The organism is Trichococcus palustris (assembly GCF_900114465.1).
Lineage (GTDB): Bacteria > Bacillota > Bacilli > Lactobacillales > Aerococcaceae > Trichococcus > Trichococcus palustris.
This window is the reverse complement of sequence record NZ_FOTD01000018.1, coordinates 33,955-59,954: the sequence shown is the minus strand read 5'-3', so window position 1 is coordinate 59,954 and position 26,000 is coordinate 33,955. Positions and strand designations below refer to the sequence as shown.

The window sequence follows — 26,000 nt, the reverse complement described above, 5'->3', positions numbered from 1 at the left end:
AGATGAGATTTCCCATCACTTCAAGTGAGTAAGACCCCTGAGAGATGATCAGGTAGATAGGTTGGGAGTGGAAGTACAGCGATGTATGGAGCGGACCAATACTAATCGGTCGAGGACTTAACCAATTTTTAAAAACAAAGAAAAACTTCAGCGGGTTTGGTTCCCCTCTATTTTGTAGATTCAGTTTTGAGAGAACAACGTTCTCCCAATTAAAAATGTGCGGTGACGATGGCAAGAAGGTCACACCTGTTCCCATCTCGAACACAGAAGTTAAGCTTCTTAGCGCCGATTGTAGTGAAGGGTTTCCCTTTGTGAGACTAGGACGTTGCCGCGCAAACGAAAAGACTGTTGACATTAATGTCGGCAGTCTTTTTTTACTTTTATGCCATCTTCCCAAGAAACTCGTGACTTTAGTCATGAGAGGTTCAAGAAGCATTACTCCTGCGGTAGGCTACGGATCTTGTCACGCGCATAATATTTTCTTCACCTGGGAAATGGACAGGATTTATTGGTGTATGTTTGTACATTTCGAGTACATCCAGAACATCTGTTGAAAGTTCACGAATATCAATCAATCCATACATGCGTGGCGGAAGAATATAAATGGGTTTGTCAGGATTTGAGTTTTTGACCATCTGTTTGACATCATAGGTTAAATGTGGGCAGCATACAACAATATCAAAATTCCCCATTTTTTCTTTAGCAATCATAAAAGGCGAAAATTCAATTTCAAATTCGTCGTGTAAATGGTACTGTTGAATGTCTTTTTTTACTTTGGTTGCTAATGCGCTGGATGAGAATCCACCACCGCAACATAACAGAATATGAATCATTACCATTCCTCCATTTTTTTAATAGATTCAGTATAGCACTTGATGGAAACGCTTAACATGTTTTTTGGTGCCGATATTCTCATCATTAGACGTACGCTGAATTCGGTGCTGCTTGCGGGCTGACGGCCATCTGGTTTCTGCCTTTCAGTGCCCCAAACTTGCCTATTGGGGATGAAAGAATATAATGAAGAAAAACAGTGTAATCGTTCAAATTTGGAGAAGAGGGATGGAAATGGCTGACATTAAGCATCTGATTCGTGAAAAAGCAAATCTTCAGGAAGCCTATCGGAATGAGGATCTAGAGGGGAAATACAAACATTTTTCCGCTGCCGAGCTATCTGATTTATACCAAGAATTACAGTCTGGTGAAAAGGGGCTGGCCACAGTCGAAGCGGGGGCCAGGCTTACAAAATATGGGAGGAACCTTACAACGGATGAAGCCGATATCCCTTGGTACCGTTTCTTGGCTAAGTCATTCATTGATGAATTCATCATCGTTTTGCTGGTTTTGGCGGTGGTCTCTTTTTTCCTGCAAGATGCATTGGGAGCGGGAATCATTTTGCTGTTGGCCATCATCAGCGCTTCCATCCGGTTTTTTCAAGACTATTCATCCTATCAAACCAGTCAAAAATTGAAGGCCATGATGCATATATCAGTCATGGTGCGCAGGGATGAAAAACCTGTCAAAGTGAACATCGAGGACATCACCCTAGGGGACGTAGTCGAATTGAATGTCGGTTCCTTTATTCCAGCGGATCTAAGGATCATCGCTGCAACCAATCTATTCTTGGCGCAATCTGTTTTTACCGGTGAAGCAGTTCCAGTCGAGAAAAGAAGTCTGGAACCGGATGAATCAAAAAACAGTGTGGAATTGGACAACATCGCTTTGATGGGATCAAGCGTAATCAGCGGTTCAGGCCTTGGGATGGTTGTTTTGGTCGGCAAAAATACGTATTTGGGGCACATCTCCCATATCGCTGAAGAAGTGAAGACGAAAACCAATTTTGATGTAGGAATCGACAGGGTGACGAGTACGCTGTTGAAGTACATAGCTGCCATTGTTTTATTGGTTTTCTTCATCAACGGCATTGTAAAAAAGGATTGGCTGAATGCTTTCATGTTTTCGATATCCGTTGCGGTAGGGATGACGCCGGGAATGTTGCCGATGATCGTCAATGGAACGCTTGCCAAAGGTGCAAAATTTTTGGCGCAAAAGAAAACGATTGTAAAAAATATGAGTGCGATCCAAAATTTAGGGGCCATCGATATACTCTGCACCGACAAGACCGGGACCTTGACGGTCGATAACATCTCACTGCAAGTCTATCTCAATGCATCGGGCAATGAGGATAAGGAAGTATTGGAATATGCCTATTTGAACAGCTATTTTACAACTGGTTCAAAAAATCTGATTGATCGGGCCATTTTAAGCTTTGGGGAGACGCATCACATCAGTGATGACGTCAAAGAATATACATGCGTGGACGAAATACCCTTTGACTATGACCGGAAACGGGTCAGCATTGTGGTGCAGCACAATACGGAGAAAAATCACCGGATCATCACAAAGGGAGCCATCGAAGAAATCTTAAAGGTGGCAACCACAATGGATATGGATGGGAAGATTGTTCCGTTGTCGGATGAAGCCAAAGAAAAAGTGATGGCTATCTCAGATCGCTTGAATGAGCAGGGGATGCATGTCGTCGCTTTGGCCGAAAAAACTGAATACATCGGTATAGATGCGTTTTCCGTCAAGGATGAATCAGAAATGACCTTTGTCGGTTTTGTGGGATTCTTTGATCCGCCGAAACCGGATGTGAAGGATGCCATCGAAGGCTTATATGCCGCCGGGGTCGACGTCAAAGTATTGACGGGGGACGCGCCGATTGTTGCGCAACATATCTGTGCACAGGTGGGAATGAAATCGACAGCCGTCATGCTTGGCACAACCGTAGAACAAATGAGCGATGAAGAATTGGCTAAAGAAATCGAAGAATATGCCATTTTTGCCAGATTGGCTCCGCTCCAAAAGCAGAGGGTTGTCCTTGCGTTTCGGAAAAACGGGCATGTTGTGGGATACATGGGGGACGGCGTCAATGATGCGCCAAGTCTGCGGGTAGCCGATGTCGGGATATCCGTCGATTCCGCAACGGATGTCGCGAAAGAAGCATCCGATATTATCCTTCTGGAAAAGAGTTTGTCGGTCTTGAAAGATGGCATCTATGAAGGCCGCCGTATTTATGGGAACATCATGAAATACATGAAAATGGCTTTGTCTTCGAACTTCGGGAACAGTTTTTCTGTTTTGGTCGCCAGCATCTTTTTGCCGTTTTTACCGATGATTCCGATCCAGATTCTGATCCAAAATTTGATCTATGACATCTCGCAAATCGCGATTCCATGGGACAATGTGGATCCAGAATTCATTGAGAAACCAAAGAAATGGGACACGAAAGGCTTGGGGCATTTCATGAATACGATGGGGATAACATCATCCGTCTTTGATGTGGTGACGTTCTACTGCTTGTGGTACCTGTTGGGATATAATGGGGCGGCCAAAGAGGCTTTCTTCCAGACCGGCTGGTTCATGGAGGGGCTGATTTCCCAGACATTGATTGTGCATTTTATCCGCACTTCTAAGATAGCATTTATCCAAAGCAGGGCCGACAGCCGGCTGTTGCTTACGACAGGTATTGCCATCGTGGCAGCGATTCTGGTTCCTGTTTTATTGCATTCCATCGCAGCGTTTCATTTTGTGGCGATGCCGAAAGAATATTTTCTGTTCTTGCTCGGTATTCTACTTATGTATGCGATCAGCATAGAACTGGTCAAAAAAGTCTATATCCGAAAATATAAAGAATGGTTATAGTTTTATAATCGTATAAGAGGCTGGGCCAGAAATCATTTAGTGATGATTTCTGGCCCAGCCTCTTGTTTTGCAGATGCTATATAACAATTCGTTTTGGCAAATCGATAAAAAAAGTTAGGTGAACCTAAAAAAATGTTGCATTATGGCGAAAAGAGTGTAAAATAGAGAGCGTAAAGAAAGAAGGTGGGAACAATGGAAACTAATACAAATATAAACAAATTAGAAACAATCCATGAGAATATTTCCAACGGATTCATTAGCAAGGCGCATAATGTCAGTCTTGAAGAAGTAAACAGTTCCATAAGCATACCTAAAAATGCATCTTTTCTAAAAAAATTATTGGCTTTTATGGGCCCCGGCTCACTGGTGGCTGTTGGCTATGTTGATCCCGGCAATTGGGCTACTTCGATAGCAGCCGGTTCCCGTTATGGATACATCTTGTTGTCCGTTGTCCTTTTGTCCAGCTTATTGGCGATGATGTTCCAAGAGATATCCGCAAGATTGGGGATAGCGACGAATATGGACCTGGCCCAAGCGACTCGCGCCACGGTTTCAAAACCAGTTGCTTTTTCTCTCTGGATACTGACTGAGCTTGCCATTATGGCAACGGATATAGCCGAAGTCATCGGTTCCGCATTGGCTTTGAATCTTTTGTTCCACATTCCTTTGATCGTTGGGGTTGTGATCACTACGGCGGATGTCTTCCTGCTCCTTTTGCTGCAGAAAAAAGGGTTCCGTTGGATTGAATCGATCGTCGGAGTGCTGATGTTCTCCATTTTTGGGATTTTCTTCTATGAAATGGTGATGGCTTCCCCAAGCTGGGGCCCTTTGTTGGCAGGGTATCTACCGACTACACAAATCATGACGAATCACGGCATGCTGTTCTTGGGATTGGGGATTTTAGGTGCGACGGTTATGCCACACAATCTGTATCTGCATTCTTCGATCATTCAGACCAGAGACTATGAAAGGACCGAAGAAGGGAAGCGGGAAGCGGTCAAATTCGCAAAAATCGATTCCTTCCTCTCTTTAAGTGGTGCATTCATCATCAACTCGCTGATTCTGATTGTGGGCGCCGCTGCCTTTCACGGAATGAATCAAAATGTAGGCGCGCTTGAAGATGCATATAAGTTGCTCAGCCCCACATTAGGTGCGGCCGCCGCAAGCAGTCTTTTCGCAGTAGCATTGCTTTGTTCGGGGCAAAATGCTACCATTACCGGCACATTGAGCGGTCAGATCATCATGGAAGGATTCATTCATTTGAAGATGAAGCCTTGGGTCCGTCGCATGATCACCCGTGTATTGGCCATCATCCCCGTTTTCATAGTCACCTTGTTGGCAGGCGAAGCGGGAACCGAAAAATTATTGATCTGGAGTCAAGTAATTCTAAGTCTTCAGCTGCCATTTGCGCTTATCCCCCTATTGAAAATCACGGGCGACAAGAAAAAAATGGGGGTTTTTGTAAATTCGAGGACACAAAAAGTATTGGCTTGGACAGCCACGCTGGTCATTATCCTCCTGAACATCTTTTTGGTGGTCAACATCCTTTCCAATCTGTGATAGTGTGACGAAAGCCGTCAGGGACAATAAAAAAAAAAAAACAGGGAAAGCGGCATAGGTCGCTTTCCCTGTTTTTTTCGGTTCTTACATGCACCCTTTAGTTGTTTTCTTCGGGCCAGACCTCTTTCGCGATTTCAACGACGAGGCGCACTTTCGCCCATTGTTCTTCTTCCGTCAAAAGATTTCCTTCTTCGGTGGAGGCAAAGCCGCATTGCGTGCTTAAGCTCAGCTGCTCCAATGGCACATATTTGCTTGCTTCTTTGATGCGTGCCTTGATTTCATCTTTATCTTCCAACTCGGCTGTTTTGGAAGTGACCAAGCCTAAAACGATGCGGCCTTTCCCTTTGAAGTATTGCAACGGTTCAAAGCCGCCGGAACGGTCTGTATCGTACTCCAGGAAGTAGCCGTCGAAGTCCGTTTGTCCGAATAATTCTTCGGCAATCGGGTCGTAGGCGCCTTCCAAGGAATGGTGTGATTTATAGTTTCCGCGGCAGACATGGGTCGTCAAGACCAAATCTTTTGGCTTGGCTTCGATGATCGCTTGGACATTTTCGGCAGCAATGCGTTTTTCGGCGGCATATTCTTCCGTGTCAGAAGCGAAGTTGCACAGGAATCCCCAGTGGACGTCATCCAATTGCAAGTAGCGGCAGCCTAAATCGTAGAAGGCTTGGACGGCATCGATATACGCCTTTTGGATATCGGCCTGGTAGGCTTCCACGGAAGGATAGATTTCTTCGTTGCGGTAGCCAGGGTAAAATACTTCGTTTGGGCTTGGGATCGTGAATTTCGCCACGCCTTGGTCGCCGACGATGTCATGCAGTGACTTGAAGGCTGCAAGGAAGGGGTGGTTCGGATTGAAGGAAATTTTGCCGACATTGCGGAAACCGTATTTGCGGACTTCGACACCGCCGAAATCATAGCCGACTTCCGGTTCGTAGCCTTCAAACCCATTCAGATTTTCGATGAAATCGATATGCCACCAAGAACGGCGGAATTCTCCGTCCGTGAAGCCTTTCAGACCATTTTCTTTTTGTGCTTGGACCAGTTTCGTTATTTCTTCCGTCTCGACTTGGTTCAATGCTGCTGCATCGAGTTCTCCGGCTGCAAATTTGGTGCGGGCATCCTTCAAAGGCTCGGTGCGTAAAAAGCTTCCTACGTGGTCGGCTCTGAATGGTAACGTTGTTGTTTTTTCTGCTGTCGTCATGATTGGTTCCTTCTTCCTGATGTTTTTTTCAAACGTAAATCAGTAAAAAAAAACGTCCCTGCACAATGAATTGTGCAAGGACGAATGATTGCTCATCGTGATACCACCTTGTTTCAGGAAATCCTCTCAAATTTCCCCTCGACCAGTACGCAAAACGAAACGGCTGTTTTGTTATACTGTGACACGATAACGGGTGTTCCCGTAAGCTGCTGAGGTTTTTATAACGTTCGCAACTTATTCACTCTAAGACCATTTTCCGGATACGCTTCCTGTCCTCTTTTCAGCTACCGAGGTTCTCTGTGCAGTTCCTTTATCCGTACTTTTCTTTTCACTGTGATGTTTGTAGATGTATAATAACAATCCGGTAAGAATAAGTCAAACGAAACGCTAATCAAATTTTCATTTAGCGGGTCAGCGAGCATTCAGCACATCTGCATGCGCTTCGTAGAAATCTTTCTTTGTCTGGATGAAACGGGTGAAATCGTTCAATAGCTGGAAGAGGATGGCACGATTTTCGAATTCAGCCCGGGTCACCGGCAGCTCGCTTTCACGGAAAAACTGCAGGAGGGCGTTGATGTCATCCATCAGATAGATGCCGGTATTTTGTTCATGCAACTGATCCGCCGTAAGGTAAAACATCCCGGCCAGGATTTTGTTCTCCCTTGTGGGCAATCGGCATAGATTCAGATTGATGGCCATATACCGTAGGATGGTGGACTGTTCTTTCCGCATGTCAAAGTAGCGGATATCATAGGTTGATTGGGCAAGCAATTGGTTGTCGAATTCAACATAGACGACTTGTCTGGCTTTTTCCAACAGGTCATCCAACTCATCCAATAGTTGGAATTGGTTTTTTCCTCGGCCATCCTGCAGGGAACGATCGAAGCTCAACAGGACTTCTCTCATTTTTGCTTCCACCTGTTCCCGCAAGGAGATGATTTGGGTGGCTTTTGAAGGCATGTAAAGATTGAACAGGATGGCAATCCCGGCGCCTATCAGCATCAGTGAAAATTCATTGAGTACCCAGGTCAAAGAGGTGCTTTTTTCCAACAACAGATGGGTTACCAGGACGGAGCAAGGGGCAATGCCCGATTGCACATTGAAACGGTAGGCCAAGGGCACATAAAAAAACAGATAAATACCGAAAATATAGGTATTGAAGCCGAACAGTTGAAAGAGGATGGTCGCTATCGTCAAGGCCAATATGGTTGAAATGACCCGTTGGATAGCCGTCGTCACGGATGATTTTTTTGTATCCAAAACGCTTAGGATGGCGATGATCCCGGCGGAGACCGTGTACTCCAGCTGGAAAAATTGGGCAATCAAGATGGAAATGACGGTGGCTAAAGCGATTTTGATGGTTCGTTGGCTGATGGTCATGGATTTCACTTCCTTTCCTCTAGAATAGTACAAGTGCCTCTATTTTACCAGAGTTGATTCGCAAGGAAAATGAAGTTCCGGTTAAAATGTTGAACGATTATTTTAGGTAAAAAATACTACATATCGCATATGATCCGTGATATGATACTAGATGTTGTTCCGTTTTAGGACGGAAAGAGGAAGAATCAGCGGGCTCCGCTAGAGGAGAACCGTCCGTTAGAAAAATAATCGAAAGACACCAAAGGAAGGGGATATGATTGAGCGTGCTAGTTATGGCTGGGATGATAGGAGCAGGGAAATCCACCTATACAGAAATGATTTCAAAAAACTTGGGGACGGAGGCTTTCTTCGAAAGCGTCGACTACAATCCCATTCTGGATAAATTTTATGCTGACCCTAAAAAATGGGCATTCAGCTTGCAAGTATATTTTTTGAATACGCGCTTCCGCAGCATCAAGGCAGCCTTGACGGACGATAATAACGTTTTGGACCGTTCCATCTATGAAGATGCTCTGTTTACGCAAGTGAACCATCTGCAGGGGAACATTTCCGCAGAAGAGATGGAAATCTATAATGACCTTTTGGAAAACATGATGGAAGAATTGGAAGGGATGCCGAAAAAGGCTCCGGATTTGCTGATCTACTTGGATGGTTCTTTTGAAACCATTTTGGAACATATCCGCAGACGCGGACGGGAATTCGAGCAAATTGAGGATGATCCGGATTTATTGGCGTATTACGAACTGCTTTTCAACAACTATGAGCAATGGTTCCTGGATTACGATCAAAGCGCAAAAATCAGGATCAGCATCGATGAATACGATATCGTCAATAACCCTGAGGATGAGATGAGAGTCATGAACATCATCCAAGAGGCGTTAGTGGACGTGCGCGGGGAAGAAGCGATCCTGACGGCCGGAGAAAAAACGTTGGCATAACAGCTTTTTTCACAACAAAGTGTTCCATCCGCATCAAATCACTGAATGAAAACGAGGCACCCACTGCGAATACAGCGGGTGCCTCGTTGTTCCTTTTAACGGCCTTTATTTTTTCTGAAGAAGTGCAAGCCAAAACGGTGGCGCTGTACTATAATGGAGAGTGTGAAAAAATGAACTGTTGTGATGGATGCAGGAAGGGAACCGTGGATGGAAGAGGATATACAGGGGCAATTGGTGAACGTGGAGCAGTGGTGTGCGATTTATGAAAAGGATGAGGCGTTCGATGGGGTATTCTATTATGCGGATACGAATACTCGCTTTTTTTGCAAACCATCTTGTCCTTCCAAGGTTCCAAAATTTAATCATATCTGCATCTTTGATACGGCGGAAGCTGCAGTGGAAGCGGGGTTCCGCCCCTGCCGGATGTGCCGTCCGGAAGGGAAAGAAGTGACGGATGTCGAATGGGCGGGGCAAGTCGAAGCCTACATCCATGAACATTACGGCGAAGCGCTCTCCGTCAGCCGTATTGCGGCGGAGTGTCATGGCAATCCTTCTGACCTGCAGCAAGTATTCATCCATGCGAATGGCGTCTCCGTCATGGATTACCTGGAGCGCGTCAGGTTGGATCAGGCGCGGAAACTATTGGTGGAGTCAGCCTGTTTCATCAAAGAAATCAGCCTGCTGATCGGTTTTCCGAATGCGGCCGCATTTTCGCTCCAATTCAAAAAAAAGGAAGGCATTCCACCATCTACCTACCGGAAAATCATGCGGAAGAAAAGGCGGGAGATGGCTCGTCAGCTAGCAGCGGCTGTTCCCGCCCGTTCTCGGGAAGGACACCGTTGAATGGCGCGGCCGCCGCATTCATCAAGAAAGACAAGACTGGAGTTGATTTCCGGTCTTGTCTTTTTTTGTACTTACTTGTTGACAAGTTTCGTTTACAGATGTAAACTTAAACCATCAAAGAAATACTTTCTTTTTGTCAGAGGGGGATGGAACATGACAGCGCAAGCCCAAAATAAGATAACCGATGCCGAGTGGGAAGTCATGCGCGTCGTTTGGTCTAATAAACAAGTCACCAGCAGAGAGATCATTTCCGTATTGGAAGATAAGATGAACTGGAAGCAAGCGACCATCAAGACACTGATCGGCCGGTTGGTCGATAAAGGGTTGCTGAAGACGGAACCGCAAGGGAACAAGTTTCTTTACACGGCGAAAGTCAGCGAAGAAGAAAGCGTCCGCGACGTGACGGAGAATATGTTGGCACATGTCTGCAGCCGGAAAGTCGGCAGCACGATTGCCGAGCTGATCGACCAAGCGTTGTTGAGCCATGCTGATGTCAAGTTGCTGGAGGAAGCCTTGGCTAAGAAAAAAGTGACAGCAGTCGATGAAGTGAAGTGCAATTGCACTCCAGGGCAATGCAACTGCAAACATAAACATCAGCAACATCATAAGAAGCATTATCGTGTAGAGGAGTGAGGGAATTGGGGAATAAAACATATTTGATAGATGGCATGACCTGCGCCTCCTGTGCGCAAATCGTCGAAAAGGCGGCAGCGAAAGTGGCCGGCGTGAAAGAAGCGAACGTGAACCTTGCGACCGAAAAATTGACGGTCGCCTATGATGATGCGGCTTTTTCGGAGCATGCGCTTCAGGTTGCTGTGGAGGCGGCGGGATACGAAGTTGTTGTGAACACCAAACACAAGACCTTCCTTATAGAAGGGATGTCTTGCGCCAGCTGTGCACAGACGGTCGAGAAGGCGACGCAGAAGTTGGCGGGCATCGTCAGCGCAAGCGTCAATCTGGCGACCGAAAAGATGGTCGTAGACTATGATCCGTCCGTCTTGAACCTTTCCGACATCAGCAGGGCCGTTGCGGATGCCGGTTATGCGGCCATCGAGGAGACGGATACGGTCGAGGAGAACGACAAAAACCATGAGAAGAAAGAGCAACACATAAAAAGCATGTGGCGACGCTTCTGGGTATCGGCTGTTTTTACAATCCCCTTGCTGTACATTTCGATGGGGCACATGTTGGGCATGCCTTTGCCGGGTTCCATCGATCCGATGATGCATCCCGTGGCCTTTGCGCTGACGCAACTGGTCCTGACCCTTCCGGTGCTGATTCTGGGCACAAAATTCTACACAGTGGGCTTCAAATCTTTATTCAATGGCCATCCGAACATGGATTCCCTTGTGGCGCTCGGCACAAGCGCAGCCTTCCTTTACAGTCTATATGGGACGGTTCAGGCGCTAGTGGGGGATACCAGTTTTGTCATGAACCTTTACTACGAGTCAGCCGCCGTCATCCTGACGTTGATCACGTTGGGGAAATATTTTGAGGCCGTTTCGAAAGGGAAAACATCCGAAGCAATCAAAAAATTGATGGGGCTTGCCCCTAAAACGGCGCGGGTCATCCGCAACGGGCAAGAGCTGGAAGTCTCCGTGGATTCCGTCTTGGTCGGCGATGTCATCATTGTCCGTCCCGGCGAAAAAATGCCGGTCGATGGTCTGGTGACGGAAGGTCTAACTTCGGTGGATGAATCCATGCTGACCGGCGAAAGCATGCCGGTTGAAAAGAAAATGGGAGACACAATCATCGGCGGAAGCATCAACAAGAACGGGACCATCCAATACGAAGCGAAAAAAGTAGGGAAAGATACAGCGCTTGCCCAAATCATCAAGCTGGTGGAAGATGCGCAGGGATCAAAAGCGCCGATCGCAAAATTGGCAGACACCATTTCCGGTTATTTTGTTCCCATCGTCATTGTCTTGGCCGTCTTGGCCGGCTTGGGATGGTATTTCCTGGGACAGGAATCGTGGATTTTTGCCTTGACCATCACAATCTCCGTTTTGGTCATCGCCTGTCCCTGCGCACTGGGATTGGCGACGCCGACCGCCATTATGGTCGGCACGGGCAAGGGCGCTGAAAACGGCGTGTTGATCAAGAGCGGGGTGGCTCTGGAAACGACGCATAAAGTGCAGACCATCGTATTCGACAAAACGGGAACAATCACGGAAGGCAAACCGAAAGTGACGGATATCCTGGTGCGCGATGACCTACAAGCGGAGGAGATGCTGCAGTTGGCTGCGTCCGCCGAAAAGGGGTCGGAACATCCCCTTGGTGAAGCCATCGTCAGGGAAGCGGAAGAGAAGCAATTGATTTTCTTGAAACCGGAATCCTTCACCGCCATTCCCGGGTTCGGCATCGAAGTGACTTTCAGCGGCAAAGCCGTATTGCTCGGCAATGAAAAATTGATGACTAGCCGCAACATTCCTTTGGACGATTTTTCCGATCAATCGGATGCGTTGGCGAACCAGGGGAAAACGCCCATGTACATCGCAATGGATAACCGGCTTGCCGGCATCATAGCCGTAGCCGATACGGTGAAGGCCAGCAGTGCTGCAGCCATCAAGAAACTCCATGAAATGGGTATCGAGATAGCTATGATCACCGGGGACAACAAACGGACAGCCCAAGCCATTGCAGATCAGGTCGGCATCGACCGTGTTTTGAGCGAAGTGCTTCCGGAAGACAAGGCGAAAGAAGTGAAGAAACTTCAAGCCGAAGGCAGAAAAGTGGCGATGGTGGGGGACGGTATCAACGATGCACCAGCCTTGGCTCAAGCGGACGTCGGCATCGCCATCGGTACCGGCACGGATGTCGCAATCGAGTCCGCCGATATCGTCTTGATGAAGAGCGATTTGATGGCCGTGCCGACAGCGGTGGAATTGAGCAAAGCGACCATCAAAAACATCAAGGAAAATCTGTTCTGGGCATTTGCCTACAATGTGTTGGGGATTCCTGTCGCGATGGGATTGTTGCATCTGTTCGGTGGCCCGTTGCTGAACCCGATGATTGCCGGAGCCGCGATGAGCTTCAGCTCGGTATCGGTGCTGATCAATGCGTTACGCCTAAAAAGGTTTAAACCCTCAGCATCGAAATGATGAAGAGGATAAAAAAAACAAAAAAATCAGAAATGGGGAAATAGAGATGGAAAAAGAACTAGCAATTGAAGGAATGAAATGCGACGGTTGTGTGGAGACGGTACAAAAAAGATTTTCGGCGATTGCCGGAGTCGAAGAAGTCGTTGTCGACTTGGCCGGCAAAAAGGCAACCGTGAAGACGAACAAGGAAATTTCCGAAGCGACCTTCAACGAAGCTTTAGCTGACACGAAATTCAAAGTGGTCGGAAGCAAATAAATAGGGCAGCAAAAAGCCGGCTTGGCCGATGCCCTTTTCTTCCGGTTCGGAATGTCGTGAACAAAACAATAAAACCTCCCGTTGTCCTTCTCAAACGAAGAGGACACCGGGAGGTTTTTTCTTATGGGCAAAAATCGCTTTTTCAGAAATCTGTTCTGCATTTCATCGCACCCTAGAACATGAACGAGCCACCGTTTACATCAATGCCGCATCCGGTGATGTATTTGGAGTCTTCACTGGCAAGAAACGCGATGATACCTGTAATGTCATCGGTTTCGCCTAAACGTTTCAGTGGAATCATGGCAATCGTTTTCGAGTAATCGGTATTGGCAGTCATGGCCGTGTTCACCACACCGGGGCAGACGGCATTGACGTTGATGTTGTCGGCGCCCAATACTTTGGCGGCTTCATAACTGATTCCTCTCGCACCGCCGGTTACGACCGCGTAGCGGTCTGCAAATTCTTTATTATTCATAAGAAATTTCTCCTTTTATTTTTGATTCTTTATAGTAGCGGATCGCTTCAGGTGTGAGATTTAACATTTTTACAATAAGACCTTGTTATTATTATAGCATGTAACCGCATTCTCCGATTTCATTTGTAATAAAATGTAAAAAATTTAGATTTTTTTCAAAAAGATATTGTGGTTGCGATAGATTAGGAGTAGAATGGATAGTGCAGTCGGGTTGAAAGACCGGATATGCGGGCGTAGTTTAGTGGTAAAATGCGACCTTCCCAAGGTCATGTCGCGGGTCCGATTCCCGTCGCCCGCTTATTTAATAAAAGAAGTTTTCAAAAATAAACCTCATCAATTGCGATGAGGTTTTTTATTTTTGCTGACAGGATACTTTGAACCGAACGTTCTTAGGTGGCGATTGCTCGCATGGTTGTCACATCCGAGCAAATGTTTCACGTTTGTTACAAAAAAATTTTTTTTCCAGCCCACTATTTTTTATGAATATTACGAAATAATTTAGAATTATTACAGAAAGGAACGCCGATAGAGCAGCGTTCCTTTCTTTTTGCTTCGAGTTTTTATTCTAAATTGACACACAACTATTGGATTGTTACAAATTGATTGTCTATCTAACGATATCGTAATATCTGACTTATGTTTGTAAGATTCGGCGATTTTTAATACAGGGGTGTTAAGAAGGAATAACAAAAAGGCCGTTTTCCACCTAATCGCTTTTTTTCATGTTAGGATTGTTTTTGTTGAAAGAACTCCGATAGCGCCTCAGATAAATATGAATTTATCAAATAAAAAAGGGCATCAGGAGTATAAATTGCAATACGAAAACATTGCGAAGAGAAGAAAGGAATAATATAATGAAAAACTTCAAATCTAGATTATTCGTAACTAGCGCAACTTTAGCAGTTGTTGGTCTAATGGCAACAGCGAATCCGTCACAAGCAAACGCAGCAGAATACAGAGCATCCACTTGGAGAGCTCGTACTTCAGATCAAATTAAAACAGACATCCAAAGCCTGGACAACGGCAGCAAATATACTTTCCAATGGGGAGATACTTTATCAGCAATCGCATCTGCAACAGATGTTTCCGTTAATGCCTTAGTTGAAGTGAACGATATCGGGAATGCAGATTTAATTATTGCCGGTAACTCAATCGTCCTTTCAGCAGATCATAACGTTGTAACAGTAGAACAAGGCAAAGAAGTGAAGAGCTATGATGTCAGCAATGAAAAAGTTGTGGAAGTAGCAACACCAGCTGCAGCTGCAGAAGAAGTTCAAGCAACTGAACCCGTTGCAGCTGCAGAAAAAGTGCAAGCAGTTGAGCCAGTTGTAGCTGAACCAGCGGCGGCTACCCCAGTAGCCACTGTCCAAAACGCTTCAAGCAACTATTTCTTTTACCAAGTTGTCCAAGCTGAAGCAGGTCCAAGCTATCAGGAAAAAATGAACGTTGCTTCTGTCATCTTGAACCGTGTTGACTCAGGAATCTGGGGTGGCACGACCATTGATGCGGTATTGCATGCTGCTGGTCAATTCTCAGTAGTTTCGAACGGATCCGCTGCAGCCCAAACACCATCTGCCGAAACAATCCAAGCGGTCAACCAGGTATTGAACGGAAACCGTACAACATCAGCCCTAAGTTTCCGTGCTTCTGGCGATGGCGTAACGAATGTTTTCTATTAATTAATAATAAATCACTGGTCAAAAAAAGATAGACACAAATGAGCTGGAAACCTGTCGTTATAGGTTTTCAGCTTTTTTCGGCTATAAGGAAGCATACAATTTCGTGGCTGCGGAATGTGCCTCGGCTGCATAGTTTCACAATTTTTCTTTTCGTTCCGCAGCAGTAAAATTTGAGTGTGGATAAGAATTTCCTGTCCTACATGCTACCTTCTTTGACGACAACAGCCAAGGGAATCATTTTCCTCAGCAAAATGATCCCCTTGGCTGTTGTAAATAAGTTATTAAAAAATCCCCTACTGAGGCGCCAGTGGGGGATTTTGATTATGCGTTACTATTTGCCGGGTTCAGCTTTGTGATGAAACTGCGGATACGGTTACTGATTATATCCTTCAAGGGAACCGTGACTTCTTTGATGGCTATATATTTATCCACATACGTTACAACAAAGCTTTCTTTGTAACGGGGAATACCACAACGGCTTACAAGGAACATGTGTTTCAAAATGATGTCGCGTTCCAATTCGCTGATTTCTGTGATGCGGCAAGCATTATCACAGGCGATTTTGGGATGGGCATCCGCATGGGATCCGATATTCAGCGCAGCAACGCCATCGCGGTCTTCTAAAAAGAAATCATGCAGCAGACCGGCGCGGGCAGTGGCACAAGCATCCAAATTCCATTTCTGCGCAATTTTAAAACTAGTATAGGATACTCTGATGGAATGTTCTAAGCGATTTGTGAAGTGATGATGCGTGATTTCTTCCATCTGTAACAGCTCTTCATGATAAATCAGATCTTCGACTATAGTAACGTATTCAGCATCGTCTTTCCAACTAGATTGTGCATTCTGCATGCTTTTTCTATCATCCTTTTTATGGGTATTTTTATTCTCTTTTCATGAATGAACATACTATACAACGTTTGGAATCAAAAATAAAGTGAAATGTTGTGCTTTGTTTCACTTTAACAATTGCTTAAGTAATGAGACGTACTGTATGCGATTGTCCCTAGAGGTTGTTGGTGGATTATTGTGCAATATTTTTTAGGTAATCGGCTATCTTTTCATCTCTGCAATTTTCAAAGAAATGGCTATGGAAACCTGACCCGCCGATCGTTTCACGCAGGAAATCCTGATCAAGATTTTTCAATACCGTGAGCATATCCCGCTGGGTTATTTTCTTTATCTCATTCAGGATGCTTACATTCTGCTGCTGCGGAACGACTTTTTCCCGTGGATAGCCTTTTCCGCTTCCTTCCATAAACAGTTTCTCGAAAATGAATTGCAGATTCAGTTCTGCCCCGAATCCGAATCCTTTGGCCAAAGGCAAGGAGATGGCATTGCCATCGTTGACGTGGGCAAACAGATAGGCATCGGTCGGATCGACGATGGAGCCGCAAACCACTCCCGGAAAGGCGTTGCAGGCCAATAAGGCACCTTGGCCGGAACCGCAGCCGGTGACGACATAATCGACAGCACCCGCATTCAGCAGAATGGCGGCCAGCAGACCGTTCTGTACATAGGTCAACGGATTGGGATCGTCAGCGCCCCTCATGCCGTAGTTGAATACTTCATGGCCCATCGGTTCCACGGTATTCTTCAAGGTCGAATGGATCAGTTCATTTTTTGCCGATTGGCTGATTTCGTTTATTAATGCAATTCTCATGGCTTCATCCTCCAAAAATATTTCTGCGCCCCAGATCTGATGGCGGAATCGGTCCCTTTTCGCCAACAAATAAGGCTACAGGGACGGAATGTATCGAAAGTATAGCACAGATGATGGGGAAGCGTATACGCTTCAAAGGCAGAGCGGAAAGGGGTGAGTGCTTATTGTTAAGATTTGTTCACATGGATTTACTGGGTCGGTTACATTTTGGTGTACAATTTCGTATTGCGGGTTAGGAGTTAGGCGAGAACCCTCGTGACTTTAGTCGTGAGATGAATCGCCGTTCGGGATTAGGGGTGCCTCAGGCACCTCAAAGCCCGACATATGACTTTCTGACATTTATTATTAACCTTGATTCAATAAAACTTAAATAATAACGTATGATTTGAAAAGCCGAACATATTTTCGTATACTGTTCTTGTGGGGTGATTGCTTTGGCAGAAGTCAAACACGGTCGAGGGTATGTCTATTCCTTGTAGTTCCATTTGGTTTGGTGTGTGAAGTACAGACGTAAAGTTCTAGTAAATCAAGTAGAGCAATCACTCAAACAAATCGTGCGAGACATCTGTGTTGCACAAGGGATTGAAGTGGAAGAAATGGAAACGGATAAAGACTATATCCACCTTCTCATTTCAATGAAACCGCAACACTATATACCATCAGTAGTTAAAACGCTCAAAGGTCAATCAGCAAGACGACTGTTCAAGCTGCACCCCGAAATAAAGCAATATTTATGGGGTGGACACATGTGGAATCCTAGTTATTTCATTGCGACAGTCAGCGGAAATACTGAGGAACAAGTACGGAAATACATCCAAAGCCAACAATAAAACTGATAGGAAGTGAAACCAATGTCAGTAGAAACAGTCCATCGTGGTTATGTGTATAGCGGAACGCCAATGTCTGATGAGATAGAAAGCTACTTCCGTCAATGTTTTGGTGCAGACCGCTTGATGTACAACCTTCATACCGCTCACTTATATGAGTATCTTGAAAAGAATGGCTACACCATCGGTGACAAACTGCCTACTTTCAAAGAAATGGGCATGCCGACAGTCAAAGAATTCAAGCAAACGCGTATGAATGATGAAGGCAACAAATACCTTTACGAAGTGGATGCATTCGCTTCGAACGAAGCAAAACAGCATTTCAAGAAAGCAATTTCCGCGTTCGACAAGAACGCGTTCAAAGGACAATTCAAGAAGTCTGCGCTTAAACGTCAGAAAAATCTTGGGATTGAGCCTACTTTCCGCGACCTTAAAGGAATGCCGAAATTCCATTCTCGTAAGAACAGCAAGCTAAGTTATACTACATTCAACCAAAATGACAATATCTTCATTGATGAGAACGAAGTTCTCCATCTTCCAACTGCCAGAAAGAGTAAGTTGTCAGAAGTAACAATCAAATTGAATACACATCGTCCCTTACCAAAGGGCAGTTGTATCAAGCATGTTACGGTAACAATGAACTCCCAAGGAAAGTTCGAAGTATCCATCACTGTTGCGTTTGAAATGGAAGTCGAAAGCATTGGGATCCCCGCTGTTGAACGTATTCTTGGACTAGATTACTCACAAGCCAATTTCTTTGTAGACAGTGAAGGTAAGAAAGCCAATTACCCGCACTACTATCGAATTATGGAAGAACGTCTAGCAAAAGAACAGCGTAAACTATCCCGCATGGTACAAGGCTCTAAACGTTGGGAACGTCAACGTTTGGTAGTAGCAAAACTCAATACGAAAGTTGTGAACCAACGGAAAGACTGGCTCCATAAGAAGGCTTATGCCCTCGCAAAGCGTTATGACATGGTTGTGGTGGAAGACCTTGACCTTCGTGCAATCGGACAAACTTTGAAGTTGGCGAAAAACCAACAAGATAATGGGTTCGGTAACTTCCGTCTGTATCTCACGTACAAACTTGAGATACAAGGGAAATATTTCGTGAAAACACCGAAAACCTTCGCTTCAACACAAATGTGTTCTGATTGTGGCGTGAAAAATACAGCCCTCAAGGGCGATATTTCCACGCGTGAATGGACGTGTGATCATTGTCATGAATGGCACGACAGAGACCATAACGCTGGGGTGAACCTACGCAATTATGGTATCCGCTGGATTGATGAAGTATTGAAGGCATCCCCATTGGTGGCTGCTTAACCATAGAAACAGGTTTGCTTGGTACCTGACAGTTCCTCTCGCTAGGATGAAAGGGCGTGTCAATGGATGCGTAGTCCGCTGTATATAAACCAGAGCCTCGCAAGAGGCTCACAAGCCTACGACTTCCTTTTCGGAGAAAAGTTCACCGTGGGTGAAAGTCATGGGTTGTTGACAATAGAACTATAAACAACGTGAAGGAACGGAGTGTTGGGGATGGAAAAAATCGAGGGACAGTTTTATTTTGTTAATGAGAGGCTGGAAAAAACGGAGGACAGTGCCGCCTTTCCGGTATTTGAAGGGCAGACGGTGTATGAATTGATTCGTGTACAGGACGGAATCGCCTTGTTCTTGGAGGACCATTTGGAGCGCTTCTTTAGATCCGCTGCCTATTTGGATCTGCCCCCTGATGCAACACCTTCGGACATTGCAGAAAGGATCTATAAGCTGACCGAAGCGAATCAGGTGAATGAAAAAAATGTGAAATTGATCCTGGGTAAAGGTACATCAGGCGAAAGCCTGCTATGGATATTCTTTACCCAAAGTATCTATCCGCCGGCTGCCTATTATGAGGAGGGTATCCGCACAAGCCTTTTCCATATTGAACGCTTGGATCCGAACATCAAACTTGTCCGTGGGGATTATCAAAAGGCTGTCCTGCAGGAGCGTGCCGAAAAGGACGTCTATGAGTTGTTGTTGGTCGATGCGAACGAAGAAATAACGGAAGGAAGCCGCACGAATGTCTTTTTCGTGAAAGGGTCTGCTTTGTATACACCGCCGGCTAAATCCGTCTTGTTGGGAATCGTCCGCAAGAAAGTATTTGAAATCTGCGAAAAGAGACAAATCCCGATCCATGAGCTGCCCATTCCAGTAGCTTGGATAGATTCTTGTGAAGGGGCATTCGTATCCGGAACGGGCAACAATATTTTACCGATTTCGGCAATCGGAGAAGAAGCTATCCCGACGATGACGAACGAAATTGTGCAGACAATCCTGTCCGATTATGCGGAATTAGTGAAGCAGTATAAAGACAATCATGGAAGCGCGAAAAAATAAAACTTGCTGTTACCCTTTTATTTTAAATGGTTGACAAAGAGGGAGGGCTCCGGTAAACTGAATATATCAATTGAGGCCATCACTTTGAATTGAGTGGTGGTTTTTTCATACCGGTATGGGAGTTGGGAAAGTATGTCAACGAAACAAAAAGTATTGCAATATCTTGAGCAACACAGAGGAGAGAGTGTCTCTGGCCAAGAACTTGCGGACGGTCTGGCGATATCCAGAACTTCCGTATGGAAAGCAATCAATACACTAAAGGCAGAGGGATATCAGATAAATGCGGCGACAAACAAGGGCTATCAGCTTTCCGTTGAAACGGATCTTCTGTCGGAAGAGGCGATCGTGCCGTTGCTGTCTGTAGCTCTGGAAAATAAGCGGATCATCGCTTATAAAACCATCGATTCCACCAATCTGGAAGCGAAACGGATCGTGAATGAAGATGCCGCTTTTGAAGGTGTCGTTGTAGCGGAAGAGCAGACAAAAGGCCGTGGACGTCTGGGCAGAGTCTTTTTTTCGCCAAGTGAATCGGGTCTATACATGAGTTTAGTTTTGAAGCCTTTTGCGGATATGGATAACGCGACGTTGATCACAACGGCTGCGGCCGTGGCCGTCTGCCAGGCAATCGAACAGCTGACCGACAAAAAGCCGCAGATCAAATGGGTAAACGATATCTTTCTGGATGGCCGCAAAATATGCGGCATCCTGACAGAAGGCATCATGGACATGGAGTCGGGCACCATCGGCACCATCATATTGGGAATCGGCGTGAATTTCCGTCATCCCGAAGCTGATTTCCCGGAAGAAATCCAGCACATTGCCGGAACGCTGTTCGAAGCAAAAAATACGGAATTGACACGAAACCAGTTGGCAGCAGAGATCATCAATCATTTTTATAGCCTTTATGGAAATTTAGCGTCCCGCTCTTATTTGGATGAATACCGCAAACGCTGCTTTATTTTAGGCCAGCAGGTTTCTTTCCAAGAAAGGAAAGAAACCTTCCAGGCGCAAGCTGTTGCAATCGATGACAATGGCGGTTTGGTTGTCGCGATGCCGAACGGAGAAGAAAAGACGATCACTTTTGGGGAAATCAGTGTGAAACTGACCGCATCTCAGGGATAAAACGAGAGGCGTTACGGCGCTTCATCAACAAATGCGAAAGAAGGTTAAATATATGAAGATAACAACGAAAGAATTGACACAAATCAGTATTTTTGCGGCTTTGACGTTTGTCAGCGGCTTTATCAGCATCCCGGTCGGACCTGTTCCGATTACGATGCAAACGTTGCTTGTTTTATTGACGGGCTTGTTCTTGCGCCCGCGCGGTGCTTTTTTGGCACAAACGTTGCACTTATTATTGAAACTTTTATTGGGAGGTTTCCAATCGTTTTTAAGCCCAAGTTTTGGATTTGTATTTGGGTTCATCGCAGGGGCAACGGTCATTTCCTACATTGTCCATAAGAGCGATGGCAGCATCCTTTCTTATACCTGGGCAGCATTGGTCGGCTCCATCGTGATTTATGCCATAGGTTTACCTTATATGACGGTCATACTGAACGTTTTCATGGGCAATCAATTCGGCATCCTAGACATCTTCAAAATGGGCATGCTGTTGTTTATCCCGGGCGATGTCGCGAAAGTGCTATTGGCTGTTGCGCTGTCCAATCGTCTGAAAGGACGCGTACGCGCTTTCCAATAAATGCATACAAAAAATTAAAAATCAGTGGGCTTGCCTTTCGCAAGTCCGCTGATTTTTTTGTTCACCCTGTGCTACCGTATGGAAGAATCCGAAGCAGGTCGGATCTATTTTTTCTTTCCGGATTGACATAACTATCCTGTGATAAAAACAGCCGCCAAAAATCAAACAGGGGAATAGCATGAAGGATATTCCCAAAAATATTATACTGAAAACATTGACTTATCCGTATTTTGATAATGTTTAAGTAAAATATCTCGAATTCGCGAATAATTTACTTGAAATACTTTTCATTCTGTGGCATACTATGTATGTACTTACGAAACGTAAGAAGGAATCGGAGGGGACCCTCCTATAAAAATATATCATAGTGGAGGAAATCAATTTGAGGAACACAAGCTTTATATCTCGAATCAGCAATGCTTTATTCGGAGGCAATACTCAAACACAACCAACAGAAGAAAAGGGGAAATTAAATATGAAAATCGGCATTATCTCAGGCAGCGTACGTGAAGGAAGAAACTCAGCAGCGGTAACAGAATGGATCCATGATTTCGCAGTCAAAAGAAACGACGAAGGCGTGGAATACGAAATGGTCGCTTTAGCTGACTACGATTTGCCATTATTGGGATCTAAACTTTCAGCAGAACGCCAAGCAGAAGCCGGCGCAGCCATCCAAGCTTGGTCCGCTAAAATTGCATCATTCGACGGCTATATCTTCGTTACGCCTGAATACAACCATGCGGTTGGTGGCGCTCTGAAAAATGCATTGGACTTTTTGAAACCTGAAGTTGCCGACAAAGCAGCCGGGTTCGTTGGCTACGGCAGTTTAGGCGGCGCCCGCGCCCACGAAAACATGCGTGTCATCTTGGGGGAATTGAGCGTCGCTACGGTTCATACAACCGTTAACTTCTCATTGATGACTGACTTCGAAAACATGAGCAACTTCGTTCCTAACGATTACCATGCAGGCAATGCAACAGCTATGTTTGACGAAGTAATCAAATGGTCTGGCGCTTTAAAAACAATCAGATAATCATTACAAACGTAAAAAGACCGTCATGCCCAGTGAGCATGGCGGTCTTTTTGTGTTGTTTCCGGCGTAAACACGTTCCGCAAATCATGCCTCTTGCGATAGTGATTGCTTTGAGACATTGACCTTCCGTAAATATCGTTCTATACTGAACGGGAATAATTTTTTTGCATGATACGCCTAAAATATATTATATGGAAGAAACAGAATTTATAGGAGGGGTTAAGTGGTTTTATTAGGTAGTTTGGTCAATAGTGTGGCCATCGTGGTAGGCGGAGGTGTCGGCCTGGCGTTTAAAAAGGGGGTGTCGGAAAGAGTGGGTACAGCCATCATGAACGCCCTAGCGTTATGTGTGCTGTACATCGGCATCAGCGGAACCCTGAAAGGGGAAAATATCTTGATCACTATCCTTTCAATGGTTTTCGGAACACTGATCGGCGAAGGGTTTGAGCTGGACAAGAAAATCAACCAGTTGGGGGATACGATTGAAAGCAAAGTGTCATCCCCTGGTGAAGGTGTTTCTGTTTCGGAAGGTTTCGTTACGGGGAGTCTATTGTTTTGCGTAGGGGCAATGGCGATAGTCGGTTCCTTGCAGAGCGGACTGACCGGCAACCATGATACGTTATTTGCGAAAGCGTTGATTGACGGCATCGCGGCCATCATCATGGCATCCAGCCTCGGCATCGGCGTTCTGCTTTCGGGAGTCTTGGTCTTTATTTACGAAGGCGGCATCACGTTGTTCGCCAATTTTCTGGCCCCTGTGTTGACCACAAGCGTCATCAATGAGATGACCTGTGTCGGCTCCCTTTTGATTATCGGACTTTCCTTGAACATGCTGAAAGTGACGGATCTGAAAATCATGAATTATGCACCGGCGGTCTTCATTCCAATCATCTTGGGATTATTTATGTGATTTGTGACAAAAGGCGTCCTTTGGGCGTTTTTTTTTGTGGAGCGACGCCCATTCCTTTATACTGAAACAGAAGAGTTGGATGGAAAGGGGAATTTGATATGTGCGGAAGGTACGCTTTGGAAGCATCGAGGAAGGATTTATGGGAAAGGTATCTGTTGGGTGAGATGGATGAAGGATTCGTAGGCAGGGAAGAGATTTTTCCGACCAACGAGTCGCCGATCATCCTGCCCGGAAATGAGTTGGTCTATCAGAAATGGGGTTTTGTGGAGCCTTTTGCCAGCCGCCCGCTGATCAATGCCCGTGCGGAGACGATTTTGGAAAAACTGACCTTCCGGCAACCCTTCCTCAGCAGCCGATGCCTCGTCCCGGCAACCTCATTTTTTGAATGGGAGAAGTCGGGAAAGGAAAAAATCAAACGTAAGATTTGGATAGGGGATATTCCGATTTTTTCGATGGCCGGCATTTTAAAAACCTACCAAGATGAGAACGGTGAGGCGTTCACGCGTTTCTCCATCATCACGACCGCTGCAAATGAGCAGATGGCGGCCATCCACGACCGCATGCCGGTGATATTGGATCCGGAAGACGAAGCACTTTATCTGGATCAAAAAGCCGATCCAAAAAGGGTTTTCCAGTTGCTGAAGCCGACAACCCATACATTGATCATTGCCTGAGCAAGCCATCAACCGGAAAAGGTTCAAGGAATGGATAATATCAAAAACTCAGGGGATTTTAATTATTCTCTTGACATTCTTATTTAATTTTTATAAACTGATGTCATCAAATAAAACAAGTGCGAGGGATACTTATGCAAACTCAAAGAAACATTCACAATCACATAAATAGCTTCGACTTTAGCTTCTTTAGATGCTGTTTGTAGACATGTCAAACATGGATACAAACAATGAACATGTATTTGTTTGTATCTATGAAGGCTAAAGCATTTTCACGTGACGTGAATGGCCACATAGATGAAAAATCTAAGTGGTGCGTTGAGTTTTCATTAACTTATACATAAGAAGCCCATTTAGATTGAAGAATCTAAATGGGCTTTTCTGTTGGGAAACGGGAATGTTGGATTGTATAGGGGATTCTCACACTCAAAAAAAAAAAACAAATTATAGGGGGAAATAAAATGATGAAGATGAATTGGAAAAAGAAAATGGCGGCAGCAGTGGCATTATCCTCAGCATTAGTATTGGCGGCGTGTGGAAACGGTGGAGAAACGGCTTCTTCTGAAGAAAGTATGACCGCTTCAAAGGATGCGGTAAAAATAGGGATTCTCCAAATTATGGAACATGAATCTCTTTCAGCAGCAAGAATCGGTTTCCTTGAAGTATTGAAAGAGGCTGGTTATGTCGAAGGGGATAATCTGATCGTCGATTATCAAAATGCCCAAGGTGATCAAGCAAATCTGCAGAGCATGGCGGAACGTTTGGCAGGCAATAACGACATCATCCTATCCATCTCTACACCGGCTTCACAAGCGGTTGCAAACGCGGAAAAAGAAAACCCTGTCCTCTTCACTGCCGTTACGGATCCGATAGATGCCGGATTGGTTGAAAGTGCTGAAAAACCGGGTGCGAACATCACCGGTACAAGCGACCAAGGCCCGCTGAAAGAACAGATCGATCTGTTGCTATCCGTCGCAGCAAACGCCAAAACAGTCGGCATCATCTACAATTCAAGTGAAATGAACTCTGTCTTGCAGGGGGACCAAGCGAAACAATTGTTGGAAGCTAAAGGTGTGAATGTTGAAGTCATGACCGTCACTTCCACAAACGATGTGCAACAAGTGATGGAATCGCTTGTGCAAAAAGTCGATGCCATCTACATCCCTACAGACAACACATTGGCCAGCACGATGGCAACCGTCGGGAAAATCGCTATGGAAGCTAAAATTCCGGTAATCCCTGGTTCAACGGAAATGGTTGATGGCGGGGGATTGGCAACATACGGAATCGACTTCAAAGAATTAGGCCGTCAAACGGGTAAAATGGCATTGCAAATCTTGCAAGACGGCAAATCCCCTTCCGAAATCCCGGTGGAATACCCTACAACATTAAATTTAGTGGTGAACGAAGAATTTGCGAAAGCTTTGGGAATCGATCCTGCAAGCATCAAACTTCCAGAATCATCTAACAAATAACAGAAAACCATCCGGCAGAACAGCGGAATTGGACTAGCAGCGGGAGCCGTATGAGGCTCCTGCTGCTAGTCTTTTTTTGGGGGGAAAAGGAAAATGAATGAATAATTCGAAAAATAATCACTGTTTAGGATTGACAAATAGACGGTAATTGCATAAAATGAGAATACGATAATAAAATTAAAGAAACATTAGAGGCTACGGA

Annotated in this window: 23 protein-coding genes, 1 tRNA gene, 2 rRNA genes and 1 other annotated feature; of the genes, 20 read left to right on the top strand and 6 right to left on the bottom strand. The window is 45.3% G+C overall.

What is annotated here, in order from left to right:
* A 23S ribosomal RNA gene (locus BM101_RS11245) occupies nucleotides 1–125 on the top strand; the annotation flags it as partial.
* A gap of 93 nt (nucleotides 126–218) precedes the next feature.
* Nucleotides 219–334 (top strand): 5S ribosomal RNA (rrf, locus tag BM101_RS11240).
* A gap of 91 nt (nucleotides 335–425) precedes the next feature.
* Here the strand turns inward: rrf and BM101_RS11235 are convergent.
* Nucleotides 426–833, bottom strand: coding sequence for a PTS sugar transporter subunit IIB (locus BM101_RS11235; RefSeq protein ID WP_087029579.1), 408 nt, complete (start codon nucleotides 831–833; stop codon nucleotides 426–428).
* A 232-nt stretch (nucleotides 834–1,065) separates the two neighbouring features.
* Between BM101_RS11235 and mgtA the strand changes: the two genes are divergently transcribed.
* Together mgtA and BM101_RS11225 are read left to right on the top strand one after the other, a co-directional pair.
* The gene (gene mgtA, locus BM101_RS11230) at nucleotides 1,066–3,702 is read left to right on the top strand and encodes a magnesium-translocating P-type ATPase (protein WP_087029581.1); all 2,637 of its coding nucleotides are present in this window, start codon (nucleotides 1,066–1,068) and stop codon (nucleotides 3,700–3,702) included.
* 192 nt (nucleotides 3,703–3,894) lie between these two features.
* Nucleotides 3,895–5,262 carry an Nramp family divalent metal transporter gene (locus BM101_RS11225; RefSeq protein ID WP_177194492.1) on the top strand — a complete coding sequence of 456 codons (1,368 nt, stop codon included), beginning with the start codon at nucleotides 3,895–3,897 and terminating at the stop codon, nucleotides 5,260–5,262.
* Nucleotides 5,263–5,359: 97 nt separating this feature from the next.
* Here BM101_RS11225 and BM101_RS11220 read toward each other — a convergent pair whose 3' ends face one another.
* A complete protein-coding gene (locus tag BM101_RS11220; RefSeq protein WP_087029584.1) occupies nucleotides 5,360–6,466 on the bottom strand; it encodes a 5-methyltetrahydropteroyltriglutamate--homocysteine S-methyltransferase in 1,107 nt (368 codons plus the stop codon).
* A gap of 73 nt (nucleotides 6,467–6,539) precedes the next feature.
* Nucleotides 6,540–6,807, bottom strand: a binding site (T-box leader).
* 70 nt (nucleotides 6,808–6,877) lie between these two features.
* Complete coding sequence (locus BM101_RS11215; protein ID WP_087029587.1) at nucleotides 6,878–7,846, bottom strand: aromatic acid exporter family protein; 969 nt, start codon at nucleotides 7,844–7,846, stop codon at nucleotides 6,878–6,880.
* A 263-nt stretch (nucleotides 7,847–8,109) separates the two neighbouring features.
* On the opposite strand from BM101_RS11215, the gene BM101_RS11210 reads away from it, so the two are divergent.
* From BM101_RS11210 to BM101_RS11190, 5 genes are all read left to right on the top strand, one after another.
* Nucleotides 8,110–8,784, top strand: a complete 675-nt coding sequence (locus tag BM101_RS11210) for a deoxynucleoside kinase (protein ID WP_281251088.1) — start codon at nucleotides 8,110–8,112, stop codon at nucleotides 8,782–8,784.
* Nucleotides 8,785–8,991: 207 nt separating this feature from the next.
* Nucleotides 8,992–9,627 carry an Ada metal-binding domain-containing protein gene (locus tag BM101_RS11205; RefSeq protein ID WP_179193079.1) on the top strand — a complete coding sequence of 212 codons (636 nt, stop codon included), beginning with the start codon at nucleotides 8,992–8,994 and terminating at the stop codon, nucleotides 9,625–9,627.
* A gap of 153 nt (nucleotides 9,628–9,780) precedes the next feature.
* Nucleotides 9,781–10,260 (top strand): CopY/TcrY family copper transport repressor, encoded by a 480-nt coding sequence (locus BM101_RS11200; protein ID WP_087029595.1) that lies wholly within the window; start codon nucleotides 9,781–9,783, stop codon nucleotides 10,258–10,260.
* A 5-nt stretch (nucleotides 10,261–10,265) separates the two neighbouring features.
* The gene (locus BM101_RS11195; protein WP_087029597.1) at nucleotides 10,266–12,728 is read left to right on the top strand and encodes a heavy metal translocating P-type ATPase; all 2,463 of its coding nucleotides are present in this window, start codon (nucleotides 10,266–10,268) and stop codon (nucleotides 12,726–12,728) included.
* A gap of 46 nt (nucleotides 12,729–12,774) precedes the next feature.
* Complete coding sequence (locus tag BM101_RS11190) at nucleotides 12,775–12,984, top strand: heavy-metal-associated domain-containing protein (protein WP_087029600.1); 210 nt, start codon at nucleotides 12,775–12,777, stop codon at nucleotides 12,982–12,984.
* A 172-nt stretch (nucleotides 12,985–13,156) separates the two neighbouring features.
* Here the strand turns inward: BM101_RS11190 and BM101_RS11185 are convergent, their stop codons facing one another.
* Nucleotides 13,157–13,459 carry an SDR family NAD(P)-dependent oxidoreductase gene (locus tag BM101_RS11185; RefSeq protein ID WP_087029603.1) on the bottom strand — a complete coding sequence of 101 codons (303 nt, stop codon included), beginning with the start codon at nucleotides 13,457–13,459 and terminating at the stop codon, nucleotides 13,157–13,159.
* A gap of 227 nt (nucleotides 13,460–13,686) precedes the next feature.
* Between BM101_RS11185 and BM101_RS11180 the strand changes: the two genes are divergently transcribed.
* Both BM101_RS11180 and BM101_RS11175 read left to right on the top strand, forming a co-directional pair.
* A tRNA-Gly gene (locus BM101_RS11180) sits at nucleotides 13,687–13,757 on the top strand.
* Nucleotides 13,758–14,313: 556 nt separating this feature from the next.
* Nucleotides 14,314–15,138 carry a cell wall hydrolase gene (locus BM101_RS11175; RefSeq protein ID WP_087029606.1) on the top strand — a complete coding sequence of 275 codons (825 nt, stop codon included), beginning with the start codon at nucleotides 14,314–14,316 and terminating at the stop codon, nucleotides 15,136–15,138.
* Nucleotides 15,139–15,459: 321 nt separating this feature from the next.
* On the opposite strand, the gene BM101_RS11170 is transcribed toward BM101_RS11175, so the two are convergent.
* Together BM101_RS11170 and BM101_RS11165 are read right to left on the bottom strand one after the other, a co-directional pair.
* Nucleotides 15,460–15,990 (bottom strand): HD domain-containing protein, encoded by a 531-nt coding sequence (locus BM101_RS11170; protein ID WP_087029609.1) that lies wholly within the window; start codon nucleotides 15,988–15,990, stop codon nucleotides 15,460–15,462.
* 172 nt (nucleotides 15,991–16,162) lie between these two features.
* Nucleotides 16,163–16,801 carry an RpiB/LacA/LacB family sugar-phosphate isomerase gene (locus BM101_RS11165; RefSeq protein WP_087029612.1) on the bottom strand — a complete coding sequence of 213 codons (639 nt, stop codon included), beginning with the start codon at nucleotides 16,799–16,801 and terminating at the stop codon, nucleotides 16,163–16,165.
* Between the two features lie 485 nt (nucleotides 16,802–17,286).
* Here BM101_RS11165 and tnpA point away from each other — a divergent pair, with 485 nt between their 5' ends.
* From tnpA to BM101_RS11120, 9 genes are all read left to right on the top strand, one after another.
* Nucleotides 17,287–17,631, top strand: coding sequence for an IS200/IS605 family transposase (gene tnpA / locus BM101_RS11160; protein WP_245825539.1), 345 nt, complete (start codon nucleotides 17,287–17,289; stop codon nucleotides 17,629–17,631).
* Nucleotides 17,632–17,652: 21 nt separating this feature from the next.
* On the top strand, nucleotides 17,653–18,954 hold the full coding sequence (locus BM101_RS11155; RefSeq protein ID WP_087029615.1) for an RNA-guided endonuclease InsQ/TnpB family protein: 1,302 nt from the start codon (nucleotides 17,653–17,655) through the stop codon (nucleotides 18,952–18,954).
* Between the two features lie 213 nt (nucleotides 18,955–19,167).
* Nucleotides 19,168–20,007 (top strand): aminotransferase class IV, encoded by an 840-nt coding sequence (locus BM101_RS11150; RefSeq protein ID WP_087029618.1) that lies wholly within the window; start codon nucleotides 19,168–19,170, stop codon nucleotides 20,005–20,007.
* 132 nt (nucleotides 20,008–20,139) lie between these two features.
* Nucleotides 20,140–21,129 (top strand): biotin--[acetyl-CoA-carboxylase] ligase, encoded by a 990-nt coding sequence (locus BM101_RS11145; RefSeq protein ID WP_087029620.1) that lies wholly within the window; start codon nucleotides 20,140–20,142, stop codon nucleotides 21,127–21,129.
* A gap of 52 nt (nucleotides 21,130–21,181) precedes the next feature.
* Nucleotides 21,182–21,706, top strand: a complete 525-nt coding sequence (locus tag BM101_RS11140; RefSeq protein WP_087029623.1) for a biotin transporter BioY — start codon at nucleotides 21,182–21,184, stop codon at nucleotides 21,704–21,706.
* A gap of 475 nt (nucleotides 21,707–22,181) precedes the next feature.
* On the top strand, nucleotides 22,182–22,739 hold the full coding sequence (locus BM101_RS11135) for an NADPH-dependent FMN reductase (protein WP_087030906.1): 558 nt from the start codon (nucleotides 22,182–22,184) through the stop codon (nucleotides 22,737–22,739).
* A 223-nt stretch (nucleotides 22,740–22,962) separates the two neighbouring features.
* Nucleotides 22,963–23,649: a DUF554 domain-containing protein gene (locus BM101_RS11130; protein WP_087029626.1), complete on the top strand. Its 687-nt coding sequence runs from the start codon at nucleotides 22,963–22,965 to the stop codon at nucleotides 23,647–23,649.
* Between the two features lie 98 nt (nucleotides 23,650–23,747).
* Nucleotides 23,748–24,323 (top strand): SOS response-associated peptidase, encoded by a 576-nt coding sequence (locus BM101_RS11125; RefSeq protein WP_087029629.1) that lies wholly within the window; start codon nucleotides 23,748–23,750, stop codon nucleotides 24,321–24,323.
* A gap of 470 nt (nucleotides 24,324–24,793) precedes the next feature.
* A complete protein-coding gene (locus BM101_RS11120) occupies nucleotides 24,794–25,798 on the top strand; it encodes an ABC transporter substrate-binding protein (protein ID WP_177194494.1) in 1,005 nt (334 codons plus the stop codon).
* Nucleotides 25,799–26,000 lie beyond the last annotated feature (202 nt).